At 50.5% G+C, this 19658-nt stretch carries 18 protein-coding genes; 4 read left to right on the top strand and 14 right to left on the bottom strand.

The window, feature by feature from the left end:
- Positions 1-80 precede the first annotated feature (80 nt).
- A complete protein-coding gene (locus tag GS601_RS20675; protein WP_162425190.1) occupies positions 81-1508 on the bottom strand; it encodes an NCS2 family permease in 1428 nt (475 codons plus the stop codon).
- Between the two features lie 215 nt (positions 1509-1723).
- On the opposite strand from GS601_RS20675, the gene guaD reads away from it, so the two are divergent.
- Together guaD and GS601_RS20665 are read left to right on the top strand one after the other, a co-directional pair.
- Positions 1724-3058: a guanine deaminase gene (guaD, locus tag GS601_RS20670; protein WP_162425189.1), complete on the top strand. Its 1335-nt coding sequence runs from the start codon at positions 1724-1726 to the stop codon at positions 3056-3058.
- Between the two features lie 225 nt (positions 3059-3283).
- Positions 3284-4402 (top strand): aromatic ring-hydroxylating dioxygenase subunit alpha, encoded by a 1119-nt coding sequence (locus GS601_RS20665; RefSeq protein ID WP_162425188.1) that lies wholly within the window; start codon positions 3284-3286, stop codon positions 4400-4402.
- A 188-nt stretch (positions 4403-4590) separates the two neighbouring features.
- Here GS601_RS20665 and GS601_RS20660 read toward each other — a convergent pair whose 3' ends face one another.
- The 10 genes from GS601_RS20660 to GS601_RS20615 form a co-directional block, all read right to left on the bottom strand.
- On the bottom strand, positions 4591-5016 hold the full coding sequence (locus GS601_RS20660) for a YidH family protein (RefSeq protein ID WP_162425187.1): 426 nt from the start codon (positions 5014-5016) through the stop codon (positions 4591-4593).
- 140 nt (positions 5017-5156) lie between these two features.
- Entirely contained in the window at positions 5157-5693 is a 537-nt protein-coding gene (locus GS601_RS20655) for a YqeG family HAD IIIA-type phosphatase (protein ID WP_162425200.1), read from the bottom strand.
- A 220-nt stretch (positions 5694-5913) separates the two neighbouring features.
- On the bottom strand, positions 5914-7026 hold the full coding sequence (mltG, locus tag GS601_RS20650; protein WP_162425186.1) for an endolytic transglycosylase MltG: 1113 nt from the start codon (positions 7024-7026) through the stop codon (positions 5914-5916).
- A 162-nt stretch (positions 7027-7188) separates the two neighbouring features.
- On the bottom strand, positions 7189-7749 hold the full coding sequence (locus tag GS601_RS20645; RefSeq protein ID WP_162425185.1) for a DUF3727 domain-containing protein: 561 nt from the start codon (positions 7747-7749) through the stop codon (positions 7189-7191).
- Positions 7750-7912: 163 nt separating this feature from the next.
- Positions 7913-8371, bottom strand: coding sequence for a Holliday junction resolvase RuvX (gene ruvX, locus GS601_RS20640; RefSeq protein ID WP_162425184.1), 459 nt, complete (start codon positions 8369-8371; stop codon positions 7913-7915).
- Complete coding sequence (locus tag GS601_RS20635; protein WP_202925243.1) at positions 8372-9598, bottom strand: GNAT family N-acetyltransferase; 1227 nt, start codon at positions 9596-9598, stop codon at positions 8372-8374. It abuts the gene before it with no gap.
- A gap of 124 nt (positions 9599-9722) precedes the next feature.
- Entirely contained in the window at positions 9723-10925 is a 1203-nt protein-coding gene (locus tag GS601_RS20630; protein WP_162425183.1) for a F420-0:Gamma-glutamyl ligase, read from the bottom strand.
- An 80-nt stretch (positions 10926-11005) separates the two neighbouring features.
- Positions 11006-11941: an NAD-dependent epimerase/dehydratase family protein gene (locus GS601_RS20625; RefSeq protein ID WP_162425182.1), complete on the bottom strand. Its 936-nt coding sequence runs from the start codon at positions 11939-11941 to the stop codon at positions 11006-11008.
- A 156-nt stretch (positions 11942-12097) separates the two neighbouring features.
- Complete coding sequence (locus tag GS601_RS20620) at positions 12098-14101, bottom strand: amylo-alpha-1,6-glucosidase (protein WP_162425181.1); 2004 nt, start codon at positions 14099-14101, stop codon at positions 12098-12100.
- An 83-nt stretch (positions 14102-14184) separates the two neighbouring features.
- Positions 14185-14982, bottom strand: coding sequence for a lipoate--protein ligase family protein (locus tag GS601_RS20615; RefSeq protein WP_162425180.1), 798 nt, complete (start codon positions 14980-14982; stop codon positions 14185-14187).
- A gap of 268 nt (positions 14983-15250) precedes the next feature.
- Between GS601_RS20615 and GS601_RS20610 the strand changes: the two genes are divergently transcribed.
- Complete coding sequence (locus tag GS601_RS20610; RefSeq protein ID WP_162425179.1) at positions 15251-15715, top strand: orange carotenoid protein N-terminal domain-containing protein; 465 nt, start codon at positions 15251-15253, stop codon at positions 15713-15715.
- A 99-nt stretch (positions 15716-15814) separates the two neighbouring features.
- Here GS601_RS20610 and GS601_RS20605 read toward each other — a convergent pair whose 3' ends face one another.
- The gene (locus tag GS601_RS20605; protein WP_162425178.1) at positions 15815-16276 is read right to left on the bottom strand and encodes a YbjN domain-containing protein; all 462 of its coding nucleotides are present in this window, start codon (positions 16274-16276) and stop codon (positions 15815-15817) included.
- Positions 16277-16617: 341 nt separating this feature from the next.
- On the opposite strand from GS601_RS20605, the gene GS601_RS20600 reads away from it, so the two are divergent.
- The gene (locus tag GS601_RS20600; RefSeq protein WP_162425177.1) at positions 16618-17493 is read left to right on the top strand and encodes a DUF2267 domain-containing protein; all 876 of its coding nucleotides are present in this window, start codon (positions 16618-16620) and stop codon (positions 17491-17493) included.
- Positions 17494-17580: 87 nt separating this feature from the next.
- On the opposite strand, the gene GS601_RS20595 is transcribed toward GS601_RS20600, so the two are convergent.
- Together GS601_RS20595 and GS601_RS20590 are read right to left on the bottom strand one after the other, a co-directional pair.
- Positions 17581-18996 (bottom strand): GTP-binding protein, encoded by a 1416-nt coding sequence (locus GS601_RS20595; RefSeq protein WP_162425176.1) that lies wholly within the window; start codon positions 18994-18996, stop codon positions 17581-17583.
- A gap of 81 nt (positions 18997-19077) precedes the next feature.
- Entirely contained in the window at positions 19078-19461 is a 384-nt protein-coding gene (locus GS601_RS20590) for a sensor histidine kinase (RefSeq protein ID WP_162425175.1), read from the bottom strand.
- Between the last annotated feature and the right edge of the window lie 197 nt (positions 19462-19658).

The following is a 19658-nucleotide window of genomic DNA, read 5'->3' as shown; positions in this document are numbered from 1 at the left end:
TCCCCGATCGTACTGCTTAACCCGAATTCTTGGAACTCAGTAATTCTCGAACCTCAGTAGAGCGTTGCTTCCCCTGCTCTTTAGCCAAATCGAATCGCCATAAAGACAAATCGCAGCGCAAAAATAGCTGCCAAAACCCACGTAATGACCGTCACATCGCTTGCTTTGCCTTGGAAGGCTTTGATCAGGGGATACGCGATCAGCCCTGCCGAAAGCCCTGCCGCGATCGAAAAGCCGAACGGGATCAAAAAGATCGTTAAAAACGCGGAAACCGATTCTGCCAAGTCATCCCAGTTAATATTTTTCACCGATGTCATCATCAGCACGCCTACGATCGTCAGGGCTGGAGCCGTTGCAAAGCCCGGAATCGCCTCAAAAACGGGTCCAAAAAACAGAGAGACGCCAAATAAGGCTGCCACGACAATCGCTGTAAACCCCGTCCGTCCCCCTTCTGCGATGCCTGCGGCAGATTCTACAAACGTCGTGACGGCAGAATTTCCAATCACTGCGCCTGTGGTCGTTGCGATCGCATCGGCAAATAGCGCTTGGTTGGCGCGGGGCAGTTCGCCTTTCTCGTCAATGTACCCTGCTTGTTTGCCCACGCCTGAAAGGGTGCCGATGGTGTCAAACAGATCGACAAACAGAAACACGAGCAACACAGCCAGAAAATCAATCAGATTGCCAGCATTGATGCCGCCCAGCCCGACCAACGCCTGCCCAAACAGATGCGATGGCAACACAGGCAGAGCGACCACCCCGTTAGGAGCCGCCGCCACCCCCAAACCCCAGCCGAGGGCAGCCGTTCCGACAATGCCCCAGAGGATGGCTCCCTTGATCCGCCGCACCATAAAAAAGATCGTCATAAAAATGCCGACGATCGCTAAGACTGCTTGTGGATTGCGGAAGCTGCCAAGGGTCGTCTTGGTGGCTGCGTCGGCGGCAATCAGCCCTGCCCCGCCAGTTTCGACCGCGCCACTCAAGCCAATGTAAGCCAGAAACAGCCCAATGCCGACAGTGGTTGCAACTTTGATCGCATCAGGCACGGCGGTAATCAGGTGACGCCGGATATCGGTGATGGTTAGGGCAATGAAGACAAGCCCTTCCAAAAACACGCACGCTAAAGCGACGCGCCAATCGATCTTGAGCGTCAGCACGACTGAGTATGTAAAGAACGCATTGATGCCCATTCCGGGCGCTAGGGCAAAGGGATACTTCGCCACCAATGCCATCACCAAGGTTCCGACCATAGATGCGATCGCTGTTGTTACCACGAGTTCGGCAAACAGATCTTTGGGCTGGTTTAGAAAGATGGCATCGGATAGGATCAGGGGGTTGACAACCAGGATGTATGCCATTGTCATAAAGGTTGTCACGCCTGCCACAATTTCGGTTTTGAAGTTGGCGTGATAAAAATCAAATTTAAAATAGCGGGCGATCGCGGCTTGCCATCCACTATAAGAGGGTCTTTGGGGGGGCTGCGATCGCTCAATATCAAGGTCTGTATTCATCGATTAACCTGCTCCAAATTGCATGAAATATTCTCAACGGTGTTGCCGGAACCTAGGCTAGTATGGTTCGATATTAGTTTTCCATGAACGATTTAATTGTTCTTTTCAATACATAATCTCCTTAACAAATGGGCTTGGGATTCCAAAATATTTTTTGTTTTAGTAATCGAGATCCCTTTTAAAGACGTTAAGCTTAACCAGTTTTGGGCAAAGGTATGGGTTCAAAAAATCCTTCGTCACTTCATGCAATTCGAGGCACTTTTCTCGATTTTATCAATGATCCATTTTATGCCTCTGATGCAGATAGTGTGCGCTATATTTCTGATGGTTTGCTAGTTGTTGAAAATGGCGCGATCGCAGACTTTGGAACCTACGACGATCTCCACAACAGATACGCTAACTTACCAACAGAAACGTACTTTAACAAATTAATTACCCCAGGATTTATCGACACCCACATTCACTATCCTCAATATGAAATGGTTGCGGCTTACGGAGAGCAGCTTTTAGAATGGCTCAACAAATATACGTTTCCAACCGAAGGAAAGTTTCATGATTATGCCTATGCTCAAAAAATTGCGGCGCTATTTTTAGATGAATTGCTAAAAAATGGGACGACAACGGCGCTGGTGTTTGCAACAGTTCATCCTCAATCGGTTGATGCCTTTTTTGAAGTAGCGAGTCGCCTTAACCTGCGAATGATTTGTGGAAAAGTTTTGATGAATCGCTACGCGCCAGACTTTCTCACCGACACCCCCCAACGCGCTTACGAAGAAAGCAAAAAACTAATTCAAAAATGGCATAATAACGGTCGGTTACTTTACGCTGTTACGCCCCGATTTGCAATTACGTCTACCGATGAACAATTACGCTTGGCAGGGCAATTGCTCCAAGAATTTCCAGATGTTTATCTCCACACCCATCTGTCAGAAAATCTTCAAGAAGTAGAGTGGGTTGCCGAATTATTTCCTAATAGTAAAAGCTATCTTGATGTTTACGATCGCGCTGGCTTGGTCGGCAAAACGTCTGTGTTTGCTCATGGGGTTCAACTGACAGATGAAGAGTTTCAACGGCTGTCTCACGCCAAAGCTGCCATCTCGTTTTGCCCGACCTCCAATCTATTTCTAGGAAGCGGACTATTTAAACTTCACACCGCTAAGTCAGCCACTATGCCAATTAAGGTGGGTCTAGGAACCGATATCGGCGCGGGAACTAGTTTTTCCATGCTGCAAACGATGAGTGAAGCCTACAAAGTCGTCCAGCTTCAAAACCAATCACTTTCAGCGTTTAAGGCACTGTTTTTAGCCACGCTCGGAGGTGCGATCGCGCTTTCTCTAGATGACAAACTTGGCAATTTTGATCCTGGCAAGGAGGCAGATTTTGTCGTCTTAGACCCGCAAGCAACGCCCCTGATGGCAGTTCGCAATCAAGGGTTTCCCGCAAAATCACGAGAAGAACTCTCTGATCAGGTGTTTGGCACACTTATGTTAGGGGACGATCGCGCGATTCACGCTGTCTACGTGGCTGGCACACTAGCACACCAAAAGTAAATTATCTTCCTTGTTACCTGTACTGGGTGATCGTTGAACCAAGGTCACGACTGCAATTGTTAAAATCTGCGATTCAGTAGCGAAAGCAACTGTAACCCCCTGCCTTGCCAATGCTAGGGTATACAGCACACTTTATTCAACGTTTAATTTTGCAAATTTAACTTCCTGAATTTAACCTGCTGCATTTACTCTTCCGAGCTATCCTCCTAGAGAGCGTTGTACATTATGGTTAATACAGTTCAAAATTCTACAGTCCAAAATTCTACAGTCGAAGCTGAGACAGTTCAGACTGAGACAGGTGAAAAAAAAATCTACCCACGAGGGTGCACCTTTGAAGCGTCAGATTGGGATGTTCTGGCTTCGTTTTGGTATCCGATCGCCTTTAGCCACGAGGTCAACCAACATCCCATTTCTGCAACGTTGCTTGATCAGCGCTTGGTCATTTGGCGCACGTCGGCAGGGTTATCCGTGGCAAACGATATTTGTTTACACCGAGGTGTTCCTCTCAGCATGGGCAGCCTCAAGGGCGATCAACTCGTATGCAAATATCATGGCTTTCACTACTCGGCAGAGGGGCGCTGCGTTTTAATTCCCGCCGATCCAACTGCTAGCATTCCTGCAAAGCTTTGCCTCAAAACCTATCCAGTCAGAGAAGCCTACGGGCTAGTGTGGACTTCCCTCACAGGCAGCGATCGTTCAGAGCCTCGCGAGGCAAACCGCACCTTGCCCGATTTCCACGAATGGGATAACCCAGACTATCAACAGATTCTGCCAGATGCCGTAAATCTCAACGCTGCATCCGGACGGCAAATGGAAGGATTCTTAGACGTTGCCCATTTTGCTTGGGTACACACCAATTCGTTTGGCGATTCAAATAATCCGCTCGTGCCTCGCTACGAGGTCAAAAAGACACCCAACGGCATCCTCGCCGAGTATCTCAGTACCGTCAGCAATTTTCCAAAGGCAATGCAGCATCGTGCCCCGGCTGATTTTGAATGGCTGCGGATCTTTGAGGTTTTTTTTCCGTTTACGGCTCGGCTGACGGTTCATTTCCCAGACGATGGGCGGCTTTGCATTCTAAATGCTGCCTCTCCTATTTCGGCGCGCCAGACGCGGGTATTTTGCCCAATCTGTCGCAACTTTGATAAAGACTCTCCGTTAGAGCCGATCTACGAGTTTAACTATCAAGTGTTTGCTGAGGATAAGGAAGTTGTGGAAGCCCAGTATCCCGAAGATTTGCCCCTCGATCTGCGGGCAGAATCGCACATCCGCGCCGATCAAACCTCGATCGCGTACCGTAAAGGATTGGGCGCTCTGGGTCTGGGGAAAACATACACCGCCTAGGTCTACGGACAAAGCGCCAATCTTTCGAGATTGGCGCTTTATCTTGTATTCATAGTGATTTATAGTTTAGAGCCTTTATCTTGCTGGCTCCATCTTATCTTTTACCAAGGATGCCAGAAATCTTTTGAAACCCTAACATTTTTAATCATTTTTTCAGATTTTTGAGCAGCCTGCCCGACCTGTCCCCCCTATCGCGACGGGGGCTTGGCAGCAGGAAGTGAACTCGGCACTTGATTACGCCAAGACACGAGCGGAATACTCAGCAGCCCCAACACCATAACGACTGCCGTCATTACCCATACCGTTAGCCGACCAGGGCGATAGTCTCCTCGCTCGATCTGCCAGAACACCTGATTGTAGCGCCACGCTGCCAGCGCCACAGTCATCACGCCAAACACCACCAAACCGATGCCCAAAGTCTCAGAGTTGAGGAAAGGATGGGTCTGAGGTTCTCGTTGAGTCAGGGTGATGTGCAGTTGGCGGAGAAAAATGCCGAAGCGCGCGATCGCAAACCCAAACCCGATCAGCGCGATCGAAGTTCGCACCCAAGCCAAAAAAGTTCGCTCATTGGCTTGATGCTCTCGTTGGCGATCGATTTTAGAGTTTCTAGTCATTAGAAGCCGTGGCGTTGTGTCAGAATTCTACGCGCTGCTTGGAGGCAAGCATAGAAGCCTTCAAGAGTTTCCGAATCTGTCCACAGTGTCAATCAAACCCACCTAAAACCAACATCGGCTAGCAAAGTGGGCGGGGAAACTTAGCGCAATCCAGGCTTGTGCGGTGTTAGCGAGGCTCCTAAGGCTTGAGAGAGCCAAAACTCAAAGGTGTGAACCGGATAGCGCCGCGCTGTCTCGATCGTGGGATCGACCATTGGTTGCACCAAAATTGTATACATTCCGAGTCGGTTTCCAGCCAAAACATCGGTAAACAAGCGATCGCCGACCATACCGACTTGCTCTGGTCGTAGCTCCATTCCCTCAACAGCGCGTCTAAGCTTACGCCGCGAGGGTTTTCTGGCTCCTGTGATGTAGGGCACATTCAAAGCGTGAGCAATGCGTTTGATGCGATTTTCACTCATGTTGTTGCTCACTAACCACAGCGCCGCCACCTGCCGAATTTGCTCTGCCCAAGGTAGTAACTCTTCAGACGCTTTGGCGCTGGTAATGGGGACGAGGGTTTCATCCACGTCTAACACTAGCCCTTTGAGGTGATGGTGTTGAATCAGGTCAGGAGTTAGACCCAAAATCGTAGTTTCTAGGAGTAAATTAGGTTGGAGGAGTTTGCCCCAAGACATATGTGCAGCCAAAGGTAAAAGGGTTTGGACAAATTGAAAAGCATCAGAGTTGCGACACTGAAACCCTGCTAGCAGCCTTTTACAGGTTTCCCAGAATGCTACTTCGCGAAAACTGGAACCTATCCGTAAAAAAACAATGCAACTGACTGCCAGACAGGGTTGCCTCTTACCTAGTCTAAAGGGATTTGTCGGATAATCCAAACCTCAATATTACGACACCTCAGTTTTGACGATCAGAGGGCTTCTGTTGGTCTTTGGCAGTTTGGGCATCGATCGAATCCCGAATCGAGCCTTGAGCCGCTTCGTGCTCTGCTAAGGTCTTGCTGAACACGTGGGTGCCATCATACCGAGCGACAAAGTAGAGATAATCGGTGGCTTCGGGGTTGAGGGTAGCTTTGAGGCTTGCTACCCCAGGACTCGCGATCGCAGTAGGCGGCAAGCCTGCGTTGATATAGGTGTTGTAGGGCGATGGCGTCTCGACCTGCCTCAGCGTCAGCGGATTTTCGGGGGTTTGCGTGATGCCCAACACATATTCCACGGTTGGATCAGAGCCAAGGGGGATGTTCTGATTGAGGCGATTGGTGAACACCCCGGCAATCAGAGGGCGCTCTCCCGGAATGACTGCCTCTTTCTCCACAATGCTAGAGAGCGTCACCCATTGAGCAAGAGACAACCGCGTGGTGCCCTGTTGTTGATTGTAAAGCGGCAGGGCAACTTGCTCGAAGCGATCGAGCATTTGATTAATCACATCCTGAGGCGAGATCGCGTCGCCCGCCGTCATCTGATAGGTGTCAGGGTATAAATATCCCTCTAGGTGCGGAGCATCTTTAGGCAGCCATGGGTAGCGGTCAATCGGAAGTTGGCGCACCGCCGCCCGAAAGTCGTCTCCTCGAAAGAAGCCTTGTTGCTCAAAATAAGCCGCCATTTGCTTGATCGACCAGCCTTCAGGAATGGTAAAGCTGCGTTGCGCCACCTGCCCTGTCCAAATCTTCTCTGCGATCGATTGCAGGGGTTCAGTCGTCGTAAGCTCATAGTTTCCGGCTTGGAACCCGCCATCAGGATACTTCCAAGCCAACCAGCGCGCCCACAAATCCCACGCCCTAACCGACCGAATTAGACCTGCCGCCTCAAGTTCGCGACCCACACCTTGAGCCGTTGTACCTTGCGGAATCTGAATAATCACCCGCTTACTTTCGGAGGGGGCGGAGGTGGGGGTAATGGGTGCACTTGCCTGACTCCACCAGGCTTGTGCTCGCCACGCTGATAAACCCAGGGCAGCACCCACCAAAATGAGAAAAATCGATAACGTTGCAAAACGTTGGGCTAGTTTCATTAGGATGTCTTAGATCAGGGTCAGCAATTGCCTTTGCCAAGGAACAAATATTAACCGTCTTTGCCCATTAGTCAACATTTATTAGAAGTTTTAATATGCCAAAAGGGGAAGAAAAATGCGAATTGCTGATCTTTCTTCCCCTTGTTAGTCTAATTGTGTTGCCTACTCCATCTCATCAAACATTTGATCTTCCAGCATCGGCAGCATCGGTTCGATTTTCTTCAACTCTTCTTGGGACAGAAGGTGGGGGCGTCCGTCGGCATCTAATCTTGCCAAGATGAAATAGGGATCAAGGGGAGTATAAATGGCAAATTCTTGCTCTTCGTGCCAAAAGCTGGCAAGCAACTGCAATTCTTCTTGTTCGTCATCCGAATCAGATTCCACCCCTGCCCATTCTTCTTCTTCATCAAGCTCAGGCAAATCGCCTTCTACGGTGAGCACAACCGCCGTTCGTTTGAGGGCTAGATTTTGCTCTTCTAAAACCGCTTTTGCGATCGCAAAGACTTGATCGAGCATCGCTTGGTCTTCCACCAAAACGGCTTCGTCTTCTTCTCCGTTTTCTTCCCAAGCAAAAATTTCGATGGGGGAGTCAACGGGAAGCAGCAAGGCATATTCCTGATCGTCCACGTCCAAGGAATGCTCGATGTAGCACGTCAACTGGAGTCCGGCTTCATCAGTTAGGGTGACGGTGGGGGTATCCATATCTAAGCTGTCGTCTTCCATTGGACTTTCTCTATCTCGATTCATTAGCAGTTTGGAAGATTTCGATCGAAGGTGCGGTTCGTCTTCCAAAAAGTAGTATCTCGTGAAATGGACACGGAATGACTTCGGAATTCGTAGTTTGTGATGAATAAAATAAAGCGTTACGCTTTAATGCCAATGTTTTTTAAGATGGCAATTGCTCAGTTACCTGCTTTTTCAAGTCTTGGCGGCGGTGATCGAGCCATTGCTGCAAAATAATGGCAGCGGCTTTACGATCGATTAGTCCCTTGTTTCGCGAAGGAGAAATGCGTTGCGCGTGCAGCAGTTGCTCAGCTTGGTAGCTCGTCAGGCGCTCATCCATGTACTCTACGGGCAGAGCTAGCGCCTTAGAGAGGGCTTTCGCAAACTTCGTGGTTGCTTTTGCCTGATGACCTGCCGTCCCGCCCATGGTGTAGGGCAGACCCACCACCAAAAGCTGAACGTCTCGCTCAAGAACTGTTTGTTGGAGAATGTCTACCACTTGCTGAAACGAGGTGCGATCAATGGTAAATAATCCGGTCGCAATGAGACCAGTGCCGTCGCAGCCTGCGACACCAATTCGTTTGCGACCCACATCTAACCCCAGGGCTGAAAGCTTTGTCATTTAGCAACAGCGATCGCTCCCATGAGCATCGGTGCCTGTTGAGTCTTGCTTGGGCTTTGTAGGAGGCTGCTTTGCCGACGTCAGCATCGAAATTCTGCCCGGAACCGGCTTTCTGGTAGGCTGCAAGCCTTGTAGCATATCGGCGATCTGTAGCCCTTCCGCGATCGATTTGGTTTCTCGCACTTTGTGCCACACCGAGCGAGACATCAGCAGCGTGTGCCCTATGCGGTTTGCTCCAATGAGTTCCAAATAGTTTTCTCGCTCTGGCTGGTAGTCAGGCGACACCATTTGCAAAGACTGGGGCGGCACTTCTCGCGTGATTCGTGCCATTTGTGCCATTAGTTCTGGGTAGAGCCACGTATAAGCCGGATTGACGGTTAACTGAGCGTTGTGAGGCTGAGAGCCATCCCGACACAGGCGCACTTGGAAATACCCGATCGCAGCTTTTCGCTGCGGCTCGAATACATAGCCGCTGACGCATTCTGTGCCTGTCAGCCATTGCTTTGCCCAATCGATCAGAGAGCCAAACAGGCTAGTTTTGAAGTCTTGGATGTGACGATCGAACACTTGACGCACGAGCGGCGGCATTGCCATCGTATCGAGTTGATAGAGCAATTGGGCATCTGCATTGCTTACTGGTAGCAGATTGGGCAAATCTGGCTCTCGCTCAGACAAATCGTGTAGCTGCTCTGCCGAAAGTGACCAGTAGGTCATGTTTGCCAAGGGCTGAAAGCCATTTTGTCGGTAGAGGGCTAACGCGGCTTGGTCGTTGATATCAATTTCTAAGATCCAGATTCGGGCTTGCCAAATCCGCTCTAGGCAATAGCGTAGCAGCAGAGAACCCACATCCATCTTGGTCAAAACTGGGGCATCGGTTTGAGGCTCATCGCCGCTCTCGACCTTTGAGACCGGAGCCACCGCGACCTGATCGACACGCCACGTACTGCCCGTGCGGTTAAACGGCGACACCCGAATCACACCTTGAACGCGCTGATTGAGTTCTGCAACGTAAACGCAAAGGGAATTTTGGAACGGGTTGGGAAATAGGCTCAGGAGTTTGAGAAGACCGTACCAATGCCGAATCGACAAAGACTTCTCGCGCACCGTCGAGCAAGCAGGCTGATCTCCATCTGCGGTGTTTGGGCAGAGTTGCTCAATTGCATCCACGTCCCGATACTGGACTTGGCGGATTGCCACTTGACTATTTTGAGAAAAAGCTCGAAACATAGGACGATGGCGAGGGTCAATCCCAGGGTAAGAATTTGAGGGGCAATCGGGTTCAACCTTAAGAAAGATTGGCTTAACGTTGTTAGCAGATTGGGTGGGTAAAGTCCGAGGGGGGACGGTACGACTAAGGGGAGGAAAACTTGCTCCGCAAACCGCGCTCCGGCTCGGTGGGACGAATCAACACCACGGGTGTTTGCTCGTTGGCGTTTCCGGCAGGGTTGCTGATCAAGGCTTGTTTGAGCAAGCTGTGGGATAGATCAGCAGTCGATGCCAATATTTTAACTGCTTTCAAGTCATTGACATCGACAATTGCCGCAGAAAGTCCAGTTTCTTGCTGAATGCGATCGCAGATCTCCCGTGGATTGTGCGGTCCTAACACAATAAATTTATCGTAGGGAGGAATGGTTCCCGTTACATCGTCGATCAGGCGTGCCTGTTCTCCTGCCAACTGATAGAACACGCCTTTTTTGCCGATTAGTTTTGCCAGCGCTCCCCCAAAGAACGCCACGAAGACCCGCCCTGCTCCAACAAGGTCGATCAAGGTTTGCAAGCCGCAAGCCGTAGCCAGGCTAGAGGTTGGCAAGAACAGATAACACAGGCGTTTGGCTAACCAACCGGGCTGAATGGTACTGGGATGCCGAAACCGACCTTGCATGATGGCAACGGGCGATTCTCCTAGGGTAACCACGTCGCCAGGTTGGGCATGGGGCATGACGTAGCGCTTGACAATGGCAACAGGATCATCGAGGTGAGTGAGCAGATGAGTCCGAATCGGCAAAACATCGGCATTGGTTGCCGGACGCCAGCGATGGGATTCTTCGACGGTTGGAAATTTGAGCGGCACGATCACATGACGAACGTTTGGGCATCGCCCTTCTGGACCGTAGGTCATGTAATGAATTTGAACCCAAGCGACCCTAAGTTGACCGAGATCATCTCCTCGGATTTCGACCGTTACTTCGATCGGATCGTCTTTACCGATTTTGACAATGTGGCTTTCCCAGTAGCCATCAGCCCGAACGTCAGCCCCTTTAAATCGAGGTTCAATTCGAGTCGTTGTCGTGATGCCTTCTAAGCTATCGGCAGACAGCAGCACGACCTCCGCCCGAATCTCCGGAACCATGACTTCGAGCCGCTCGGTGAAGTTGTGAAACTCTAGCTCACCAACTAAAACGTAGCGCTGAGGCTCGTACACTTCGATTTCCCACTTTCCAGAGGAAAGCTCCATCTTGTTGCCAAGACGCTGGCGATATTGAACATCCAACCCCAACAGTATGAACAGAATTAAACCGACTGCGATCGCAAGAAGGGCGATTAGAACGTCCACATCAAAATCCTCTGTCATTGAGAGACAAAGATATCCAGGAGCGGTAACGGCGTCAAGAGGAAACAGAAGAATAGCAAGAATTAGACGGCAGCTAGGATCTGATCATCTAAGGAGAAGTCGGGAGGAGTAGTGTGGCGACCAGAGGCGACATAATCGTTTTGGAAAGAATCTGTTAAGCCGGAGACGAGATCGAATTCGGGCTGCCAGTGCAGATCGGCGATCGCTTTATTCACATCGGTAAAAAAGTGCTGAGTCCGCATGGGGAAGGCTTTGCGTTTGCCAAAATCGAACGTCTTGGGATCGTAGTGCACCAGTTGGAGGGTGGCGGGATCTTTTCCGGCGGCTTGAGCGCAGGCGCGGGCGAGTCCATCAAAGGTGACGGCGCGAACTCCAGAGACATTATAAATTTGCCCGATCGCGGTGGGATTGCCTAACACTTTGGTCATCGCGTTGGCTAGGTCTTTCCCATGTCCGAACTGGGTAAAGTGTTGTCCGTGACCCGGAATCGGGATGGCGCGATCGCGAACAATTCGATCGAAAAACCAGGATTCTAGATCGTTATAGTTTTGAGGTCCATAAATGTAAGTTGGGCGGATCGAGGTAAAGGGCAATTCTTGAGCGGCAAGATAAAGCTCTGTCTCACTTTTGCCGTTGTGACGGCTGGTTGGATCAACTGCATCACCTTCGATATGTGGCATTTGATCAGACTTCAAATACACACCCGCAGAACTTATATAAATGAAGTGCTGAAGCCGGTTTTTGAAGAGTTCGGCTAGGGGTTTTGTGTCGCTTAATTCGCGCCCATTATTATCAAAAATGGCGTCAAAGTCTTGAGTTGAAAGTTTTTCTTTGAGTTCGGTTGGGTTGGTGCGATCGCCGTGAATTTGCTGCACCCCTGGCACAGGAGCAGGCTGATTTCCTCGGTTAAATAGCGTGACGTTGTGCCCGTGTTTGACCAATAGCCGAGTGAGATACACTCCGATAAACCGGGTTCCACCCATGACCAAAATTCGCATGGTGCGATCGCTCCTATCCTACTGACAACAACTTTTTATTTTATGGCGATTGGCGAATCGCCCCAGCAAATTGGCTCCCCTTTTCCCAAACTAGGAGAAGGGATTGGGGGATGAGGGCGAATTTGCAAAACTAGAATGCTCCCCTTCAAGAGCAAATTAACTAGCGATCGCAAACCAGGCTCGCAACACTTCTGCTACCGTCCACGCTTGAGCAAAACAGCCGTGGGGCATCATCGGCGCGTCCCCATCGAAAATTTCGCTCAGGCTTCCTAACCCACTCGCGGTTAGATGATTTGCCATCGGCTCTAGAAATTGCCGTGCCATCACCGGGTCAGCATATACGCGATGATGGGCGATCGCATACGTGCCCATCAGCCACCCCCAAACGGTGCCCTGATGATAGGCTCCATCGCGCTGCTTAGGATTGCCGCCATACTGCCCCTGATAGTTGGGATGTTTGGGATCAAGCGATCGCAGCCCATACGAAGTGAGCAGCGATCGCGAACAGGCATCCACCACGGCTTTTTGCTGATGGGCAGACAGAGGGCTTTCTGGCAACGCCACCGCAAATAGTTGATTGGGACGCAGCGCCCCATCATTGCCCTCAGGGCTGTCTAGCACATCGTAGCAGTAGCCCGACGCCTCGTTCCAAAAGCGCGAAAACCGGATCAATACCCGCTCTGCCATCGCATCATATTCACGATGAGGCTTGCCAATTTGGCGGGCAAACTTTGCCATGATCCGGAGCGCGTTATACCACAGGGCATTGACTTCTATTGGTTTGCCGATGCGCGGCGTTACTACCCAACCTTCTACTTTGGCATCCATCCAGGTGAGTTGTGTGCCCGGTTCTCCTGCATAAAGCAATCCATCAGCAGCATCGAGGTGAATGCTATATCGAGTACCGCGACAATGCCAATCAATAATATCTGCCAACACTGGAAACAATGCCTCGATTAAATCTTGATCATCCGTAGCTGTGTAATAAGAATAAATCGCAATGAAATACCAAAGCGTTGCATCAACAGTGTTATATTCGGGCGTTTCTCCGGCATCGGGAAAGCGATTGGGCAGCATTCCTTGATCCACCGATTGAGCAAAGGTTTGAATAATCGATCGCGCGAGTTCGGTGCGCCCGGTGGTCAGCGTTAGCCCAGGCAGGCTGATCATCGTATCCCGTCCCCAATCACCAAACCAGGGATAGCCTGCAATAATCGTTTTCCCATGGGGGTTGTGGGGCTGGGTGCGTGTAACAATAAACTGATCTGCCGCCAAAATCAACTGGCGAATCCACGGTGGGCTACTTTCAACTTGCTTGAGCCGGCTGCTTTGTAGGGTTCCTTGAAAGTCAATTTTCCAGCGATCGTAAAGTCGCTGCTCATACACTTGCTGCGATCGCAGGGCACTTTCGCTATCTAAGTTAGGATGCGCCTCTGTACTCGCTGCAAAAGTGAGGGCTTGTCCCGGTTCTAACGTGGCTTGAAACGTAGCAACATGAAGATGATCATCGCGATCGCTCAGTCCCCGCTCCCGTTCGATCGCCAAGTCAAACCCGTAATGCCACTCATGAAATAGGGAAACATTGCCTCCACACAACAGGTAAAACGGCACAGCCTCAGGAAACGCGCTGACTCGAACACCATGTTCTACCGATTCAACTTCCATCTTCCAACCGTTGCCCACCGTATCACCGTGGTAATCACGATAATTTACCATCGACTTAAACACAAGCGTTAGAGGCTGCGTTGACCGATGCAGATAATATTGCACATAGGTTGTGTTTTCTCCTTGCTGCATCCAGACTCGCTTTTCCAGCCGCGCATCGCCGCACGCATACTGCCAAACCGGAATTGTTCCTTCTAAATAAAAGCGCTCAATGTGCTGATAACCTTTGGGTCTGACAATGCCATCTGACCAGCGTATGGTGGCTAACGGATAAATCTCGTCCCCATAACGCACAGTGTCTTCGAGGTTGGCAAGCAGTAGGGTTCGTTGCAGGGGCGGCTTGAGGGCAGCGATCAGCAAGCCATGATAGCGCCGCGTCAGCATCCCGGCGATCGTACCAGAGGCAAACCCTCCGATGCCATTGGTGACCAACCATTCTCGCGTTTCTGCCGTTTCTAGTGCGCCGCAAATCTCGCGCCCAAAGTCAATCACCATCCCTTTCGCTCCCTTCCTGCATCTATCGAATATCGAGGCAACACCGCTTTAGCCGTTAGAATTGTCTACTATCCTTTGAAATTCTAGTGGGCGTTGCTGAATAAATCCTGATTACGCCATAAGAAAGTTGGATTGGTTTGATCAATTTGCTGCCATTCTGATGGGGTTAAAGGTTGCTCAACTAGGTTGATCTGAAACTGTGCGATCGCGGCATCAATCAGCGCCTGCATCACAGCATCCCGTAGTGCCTCTCCCGTAAGCGATAGATTTAATCTGGGCATGTGTAGATCAGCTTCAAACACTTGCTTAAACAGGTGAGCATCGGGTTCTAACCGCATAGAGCCATGCTGCAAAATCGCAGAATCGTATCGCAATTGGGCGCTCCCGATCAGTTTTGCCCCATCGGCAGTCACCAGATCAGCGATCGTGGCGGTGCCAAAACAGTTGGGGTTGTGAATGTAGCCGCGCCGCGCCTGCCCATAATCAAGCTCAACGCCGAGGGCACGCCATCCTTGGATCAAAAACTCACACAGGGTGCGATAGGCTTGCAGTCGGCTGCCAGACAGCCCAGAGGTGATGATGGCATAGGTCAGATCCCCTTGGTGCAGAACAGCGCGTCCCCCGCTTGGTCGCCGAACCAGGGCAATGGGAGGGGCAGGCACGGGCGCAGAACCGGCATCACTACTCCACTGTAAGCAATTCCAAGCGTCTGGGTAGCGGCGTTGATGATAGCCCAACGAAAGGGCAACCGGCGACCATGTGTAAAACCGTAAGGTGGGTGGATGTACGCCCAAGCGATGCTGCTCTAGCAGCCACCGATCGATCGCCATTTGCCTATGCCCCGCCCCGTGGATCAGAGGAATGAGTCGCCACGTTTCCATTTTTCTTGATTAATCCGGTTGATATTTGGAAAGGTCACTCTTGTGGAAGGGATCGGCAAAACCGTCACTCTCAAAGCGTATCAGCAAATACCTCTGTCTAACGCTCAGTGTTTCGTCTCTATCTTTGTCTAGGTTATGGGCTGAGATTGCGTCGTTAAGGTATGTCAAGAACAGATAAAACGCGACAAACTGCGCCTCTTAGCTCCGGTCAATTAGCCGCCATTAATTGCCGGACAGAAGCCAGTTTGATCCACTTTTGGAGTATCTTATGACCTACGCAACCGATCAAGACACCACTCAAGCATTAGAGGCATTTCGCCGCTATGATGTGGATACACAGCTTGCCCTACTGTGGTTTGGGTATCTAGACATTAAAGATAATTTGACCCCTGACCCGGCTCATAGTGCTGATGTTGCGGCTCGTGCCTACTACGATCGCATCCAAGAACTTTCTCCCGAGCAGCAGCTACAAGCCCAACAAGATATTCTCAGTGGGGCGACGAGCGAATGGGGGCGCACCTATAGTGCTCTGAGTTCCAGCGCAAGACTGGAAGTCTGGCTGCTGTTGGGGCAAGGCATGGAAGATGGCTCTATTATCCAAGTGCCGTCTGACTACCAGTTGCCCAGCGAAACCGATTCATTTACAGAAATGATCAAGAAGCTGACGTTTGAGCAACGCATTAACTTCATGCGGAGCGCCGTCATGGAAATGGGAACTCCGACGGAGGACTAATGGGTTAAATTTTGAAGTTGAATGTTGAAGTGTAAAGCTGAGGGTGCGGTTCGCTAGCTTGGGTTTGCCTGCATAGCGGCAAACCGCGCCCTTTTGTGATTATTTGATGCCAAACTCAGCTTGCAGCAATTCGTCGTTATCGTCTGCGATCGTAGCAACCACCGTAATCAGTCGGGAGACCTCGCCCGGAGACAACTCTGCTACCGTCCGGCTCGACAGCACCACAATTTGAGCGTTAAAGATCCCAAAGCACGCTTCAAATGTACTTAACCAGTTCATTTCTAGCAGTTTTTTCATGAGTTGCGGCTCGTTTTGGGCAGGCAAACCCAACACGCTTGACCAAACGGTAAAGGTATCTTCGTCGCTGGTGCCCGTTAGCTGTACAAACACCTCAACGCTGCCGTACTTAAATTTCCAGAGATGACCCCCATCAGTTTGGTTTACCATGGCGCTATCGCTCTGATCGAGACTAGCAATCACGGTTTCAATCACTTCAATAATATCGGTCTCGCTCGAAGGCAATGAGCTAGTTAGGTCTGGCTCAGATGGATAGCTTGTCATAAGTACGTTTGTTTATGGTGTGATCGGTTTACGAGTGTGATCGATTTGCTGGCATGTTTAGCAGAGTAACTAGGATTTACGGTAGCGTTTAGTTCAACAGCTATGACTCAGAATTTTACCTATCTTCATCCTTCATCTTTGTAGCAGAGATTGGAGGGTTTGAGCTCTTATTTTTAGGCGTTGCATCTTAACCACAAATTCAACTACTGACAGAGGGTTGTTTGACCGAGATGATCCCCCTGGTAGATGAGTATCCTAATACGGTACGTAATAGTTTTGAGTGTCAAGCAGTTTGTAACTGTGCTGTCATTCAACTAAAGGACACCTTATAGGAGATTACTATGCCAATTTCCATTCGCGATGATGTGGTGTATATCATGCTAAGACGGATCGATGAGTGCGACAAAAGTCCAGGGCCTGATCCGGTCAAGTTTAGAGAGGCAGATTTTGCTGGGATAAAGCTAACCCAAGCTGACTTTTTGGGGCATTTAGACTATTTAAACCAGCGTCAGTACATTAACGCTCAATTTTCAGGCAATGCCTATGGCAATCAGGAAGATGTGCCGGATGCCGTGAACGCGGAAGAGTTTGGGTTACGCATCGCTAACACCTATGGCGCGTCGGATGGTCCCTTGCCACATTTAATTGAGTTTGAGAAAGCCGAACTGACGCAGAAAGGGCGGGACATGCTGGCAGACATGATCGCTAATCCGCCAAAAGCTCTGGAAAAGGGTGAGACCACTCCGATCGCAACCAAAGATACACCGTTTTTAGAAAAGGTGATGATCAAAGCGGAACTCGACAGCTTATATGATGCAAGAGACATTACAGAAGTTGTATTCCGCACGATGCGCGACATGATGACAAACGAGGCGGTAGACCATGTGAGCCAAGAGTTGCAGGTGCCGATGGAAAAAGGCAACGACGACAAGACGCTTTATGCCGCGACGCCGCTTGCCACCGAAGTTGCTGATCTGTGGGAAGACACCAACCCGATCGTGCATTTTCTGAGCCGGGTACGTCCGCCCCTAAAGATTAAGGCAGATACGTTTTTGTTTCGGATTCGTCAGGAGGGCGGATTAGCCCCCGCTGTGCCGCCAGAAGAAGCCGTTGCCGCCGTGTTCTCAGCCACGAAGGACGAGCTTTCTGAAGATCGAATTCAGGAAGTGGCAGGGTTTCTGCCCGATGAGATTCGGCAACTTTGGGAAACGGCATGATGTCATCTCGGTTCGGCACGCCGCTTGCTAAGGGCGCGCGATGAGTGCGCCTTTTTGCAGCTTGATCCTTTCAAACTGCGTCGCTCGTTACATCAATTCTTGACGCAATCGGTAAATGATGGTATTCGGTTCGACCTGATTTAAAATGTCGCGAATTACGGTATTTGCGCCCTGCGCTCCCCAAGTGCAACCCTGTTCAAGATACACCTGTGCCGCACGACCGACCGAATACGAGCCGTATCCTGCAATTCCAGCTTGCGCGATCGCAGCCCCTGCCAGTGCCGAAAACCCCGCAGAACCATCGATTCCGGTTGCTAACGCCGATGCACTTTTGCCTAGCCCAAGTAAAAGTCCGCTCCCTAGTTCTCCTAACAGCAGCCCACCGGAACTGATCAAAATTGTTTGCAGCAGTTTTCCAGCTTCGTAGCGCGTCATGGGTAGACCGTAGAGATTGGCAAGGGCACGAATCATGGCAACATCAGACACTGCACCCCCAATCAGGTCGAGAACGGCAATCGGGTTGAGGGCGATCGCAAGCGCTTTATAGCGGGTAAATTTCCAAATCAGCGCCTCTGCTTCCCCCTCTTGAAGTTCAACGATCCGTTGGGCGATCTGCGTTTCAGCTATCCGTGCCTGCGATAGAGCGTTAAGCGCCAGCAGCGATCGCCCTTCGCGGTTCAAAATTTTGAGGATTTTGTATTTTAGATCATCAATTTCTGGCGGCGGCGTCTCCCATTCCGTCAGCACCCGACCATCGGGATATTCCACCCGCATCTGAAGCGGTGCGGGTTCTGCTGCCACCATCACAATCTCATCGGGAGTAAGCAATTGCTCTAATCGTTCACTGCGACCCGTTCTGCCGCCTAGCTTTTGCAAATTTGCATAGACCGCTTGGCGGCTCTGATCAGGGTATAAATCGATCTTATTAAACACAACAATCATCGGTTTTTGCACCTGCCGCAGATCGCACAGCGCCTTATATTCTGTCCGAGTAATATCTCCTGCCACAACAAACAAAATTAAGTCTGCCCGCACGGCTACCTCTTGCGCCATGGTTGCTCGCGCGTGCCCATCGACTTCATCAAGTCCGGGTGTGTCAATTAGCTCAATCTGGACTTTGCCCAGTTGCGGCGAGGCAATCCCACTATGTTCAGAAACCATCCCTCCGGTAGGCAACCAGCGAACGGTGCGAGGCTGCTGCGTCACGCCGTTTAGCGGACCCGTTTCAAACTTCTGGTCGCCCATGAGCGCGTTTAGGACGGCAGACTTACCCCGGCTCACCAGACCAAACACTGCAATCCGCACAACAAAGGTATCGAGCTTGTTGAGATTAGCTGACAGCGCTTCGAGTTCATCCTTGAGCGTAGCTTGTAAAACGGAATTTTTGCTCGATCGCAAATACTGCGAGTAATTTGTAAACGCCCGTCGCAAACTTGCCCGCGCCCGATTCAAATGGGTTTCCTGCGGGTTAGACCGATTGACTTTAGAAGAAGGCTGATTCAAGGCTCAACGGCAACCGAATGCACTGCCTCTCTATTCTCATCTAAATTGCTCAAAGTTGGGCATTTGCAAAGAGTGCTGGGGTCATGCCGCGTTTGCCGCCTCAGCACCAACGGCTGAAACGGGTACGATAACTGTAAATTCCGCCCCTTTGTTTAGCTGCGATCGACACTCCAATTGTCCGCCTTGCTGTTCCATCACCCGGTAGCTGACGGCTAGCCCTAAGCCTGTTCCTTGACCAACGGGCTTGGTGGTAAAAAAGGGATCAAACATTCGAGATTGCACCTGCTCAGAGATACCGATACCGTTATCGTGAATCGACACATGCACCCAAGCGTCATCCATCACGCTTGTTTTGACAGTGATTGTGCCTTTAGAAGGTGCTTGAGACGCTTCGATCGCATCGATCGCGTTGGTCAAGAGATGCATAAACACCTGGTTGAGTTGCGCGGCATTGCATTCTACCAAGGGTATCGAGTAAACTCGACCCTCAATTACACCTTCAGGTCAACAGTGACCGCAATGTAAAGCGACATGCTAAAGATGACGAAGTTCACGCAGGCTTGCACATATAGTAACCAGTTAACACGAGCAACTAGACCCTGCCCCTATAGCCATGGGTCTGACTGGTGAGACCAATCAGACCCATGGGTAACATAATCGAC

The organism is Myxacorys almedinensis A (genome assembly GCF_010091945.1).
Taxonomy (GTDB): Bacteria; Cyanobacteriota; Cyanobacteriia; order Leptolyngbyales; family Leptolyngbyaceae; genus Myxacorys; species Myxacorys almedinensis.
The sequence above is the reverse complement of the archived record's forward strand: the minus strand, read 5'-3'. Positions and strand labels throughout refer to the sequence as shown.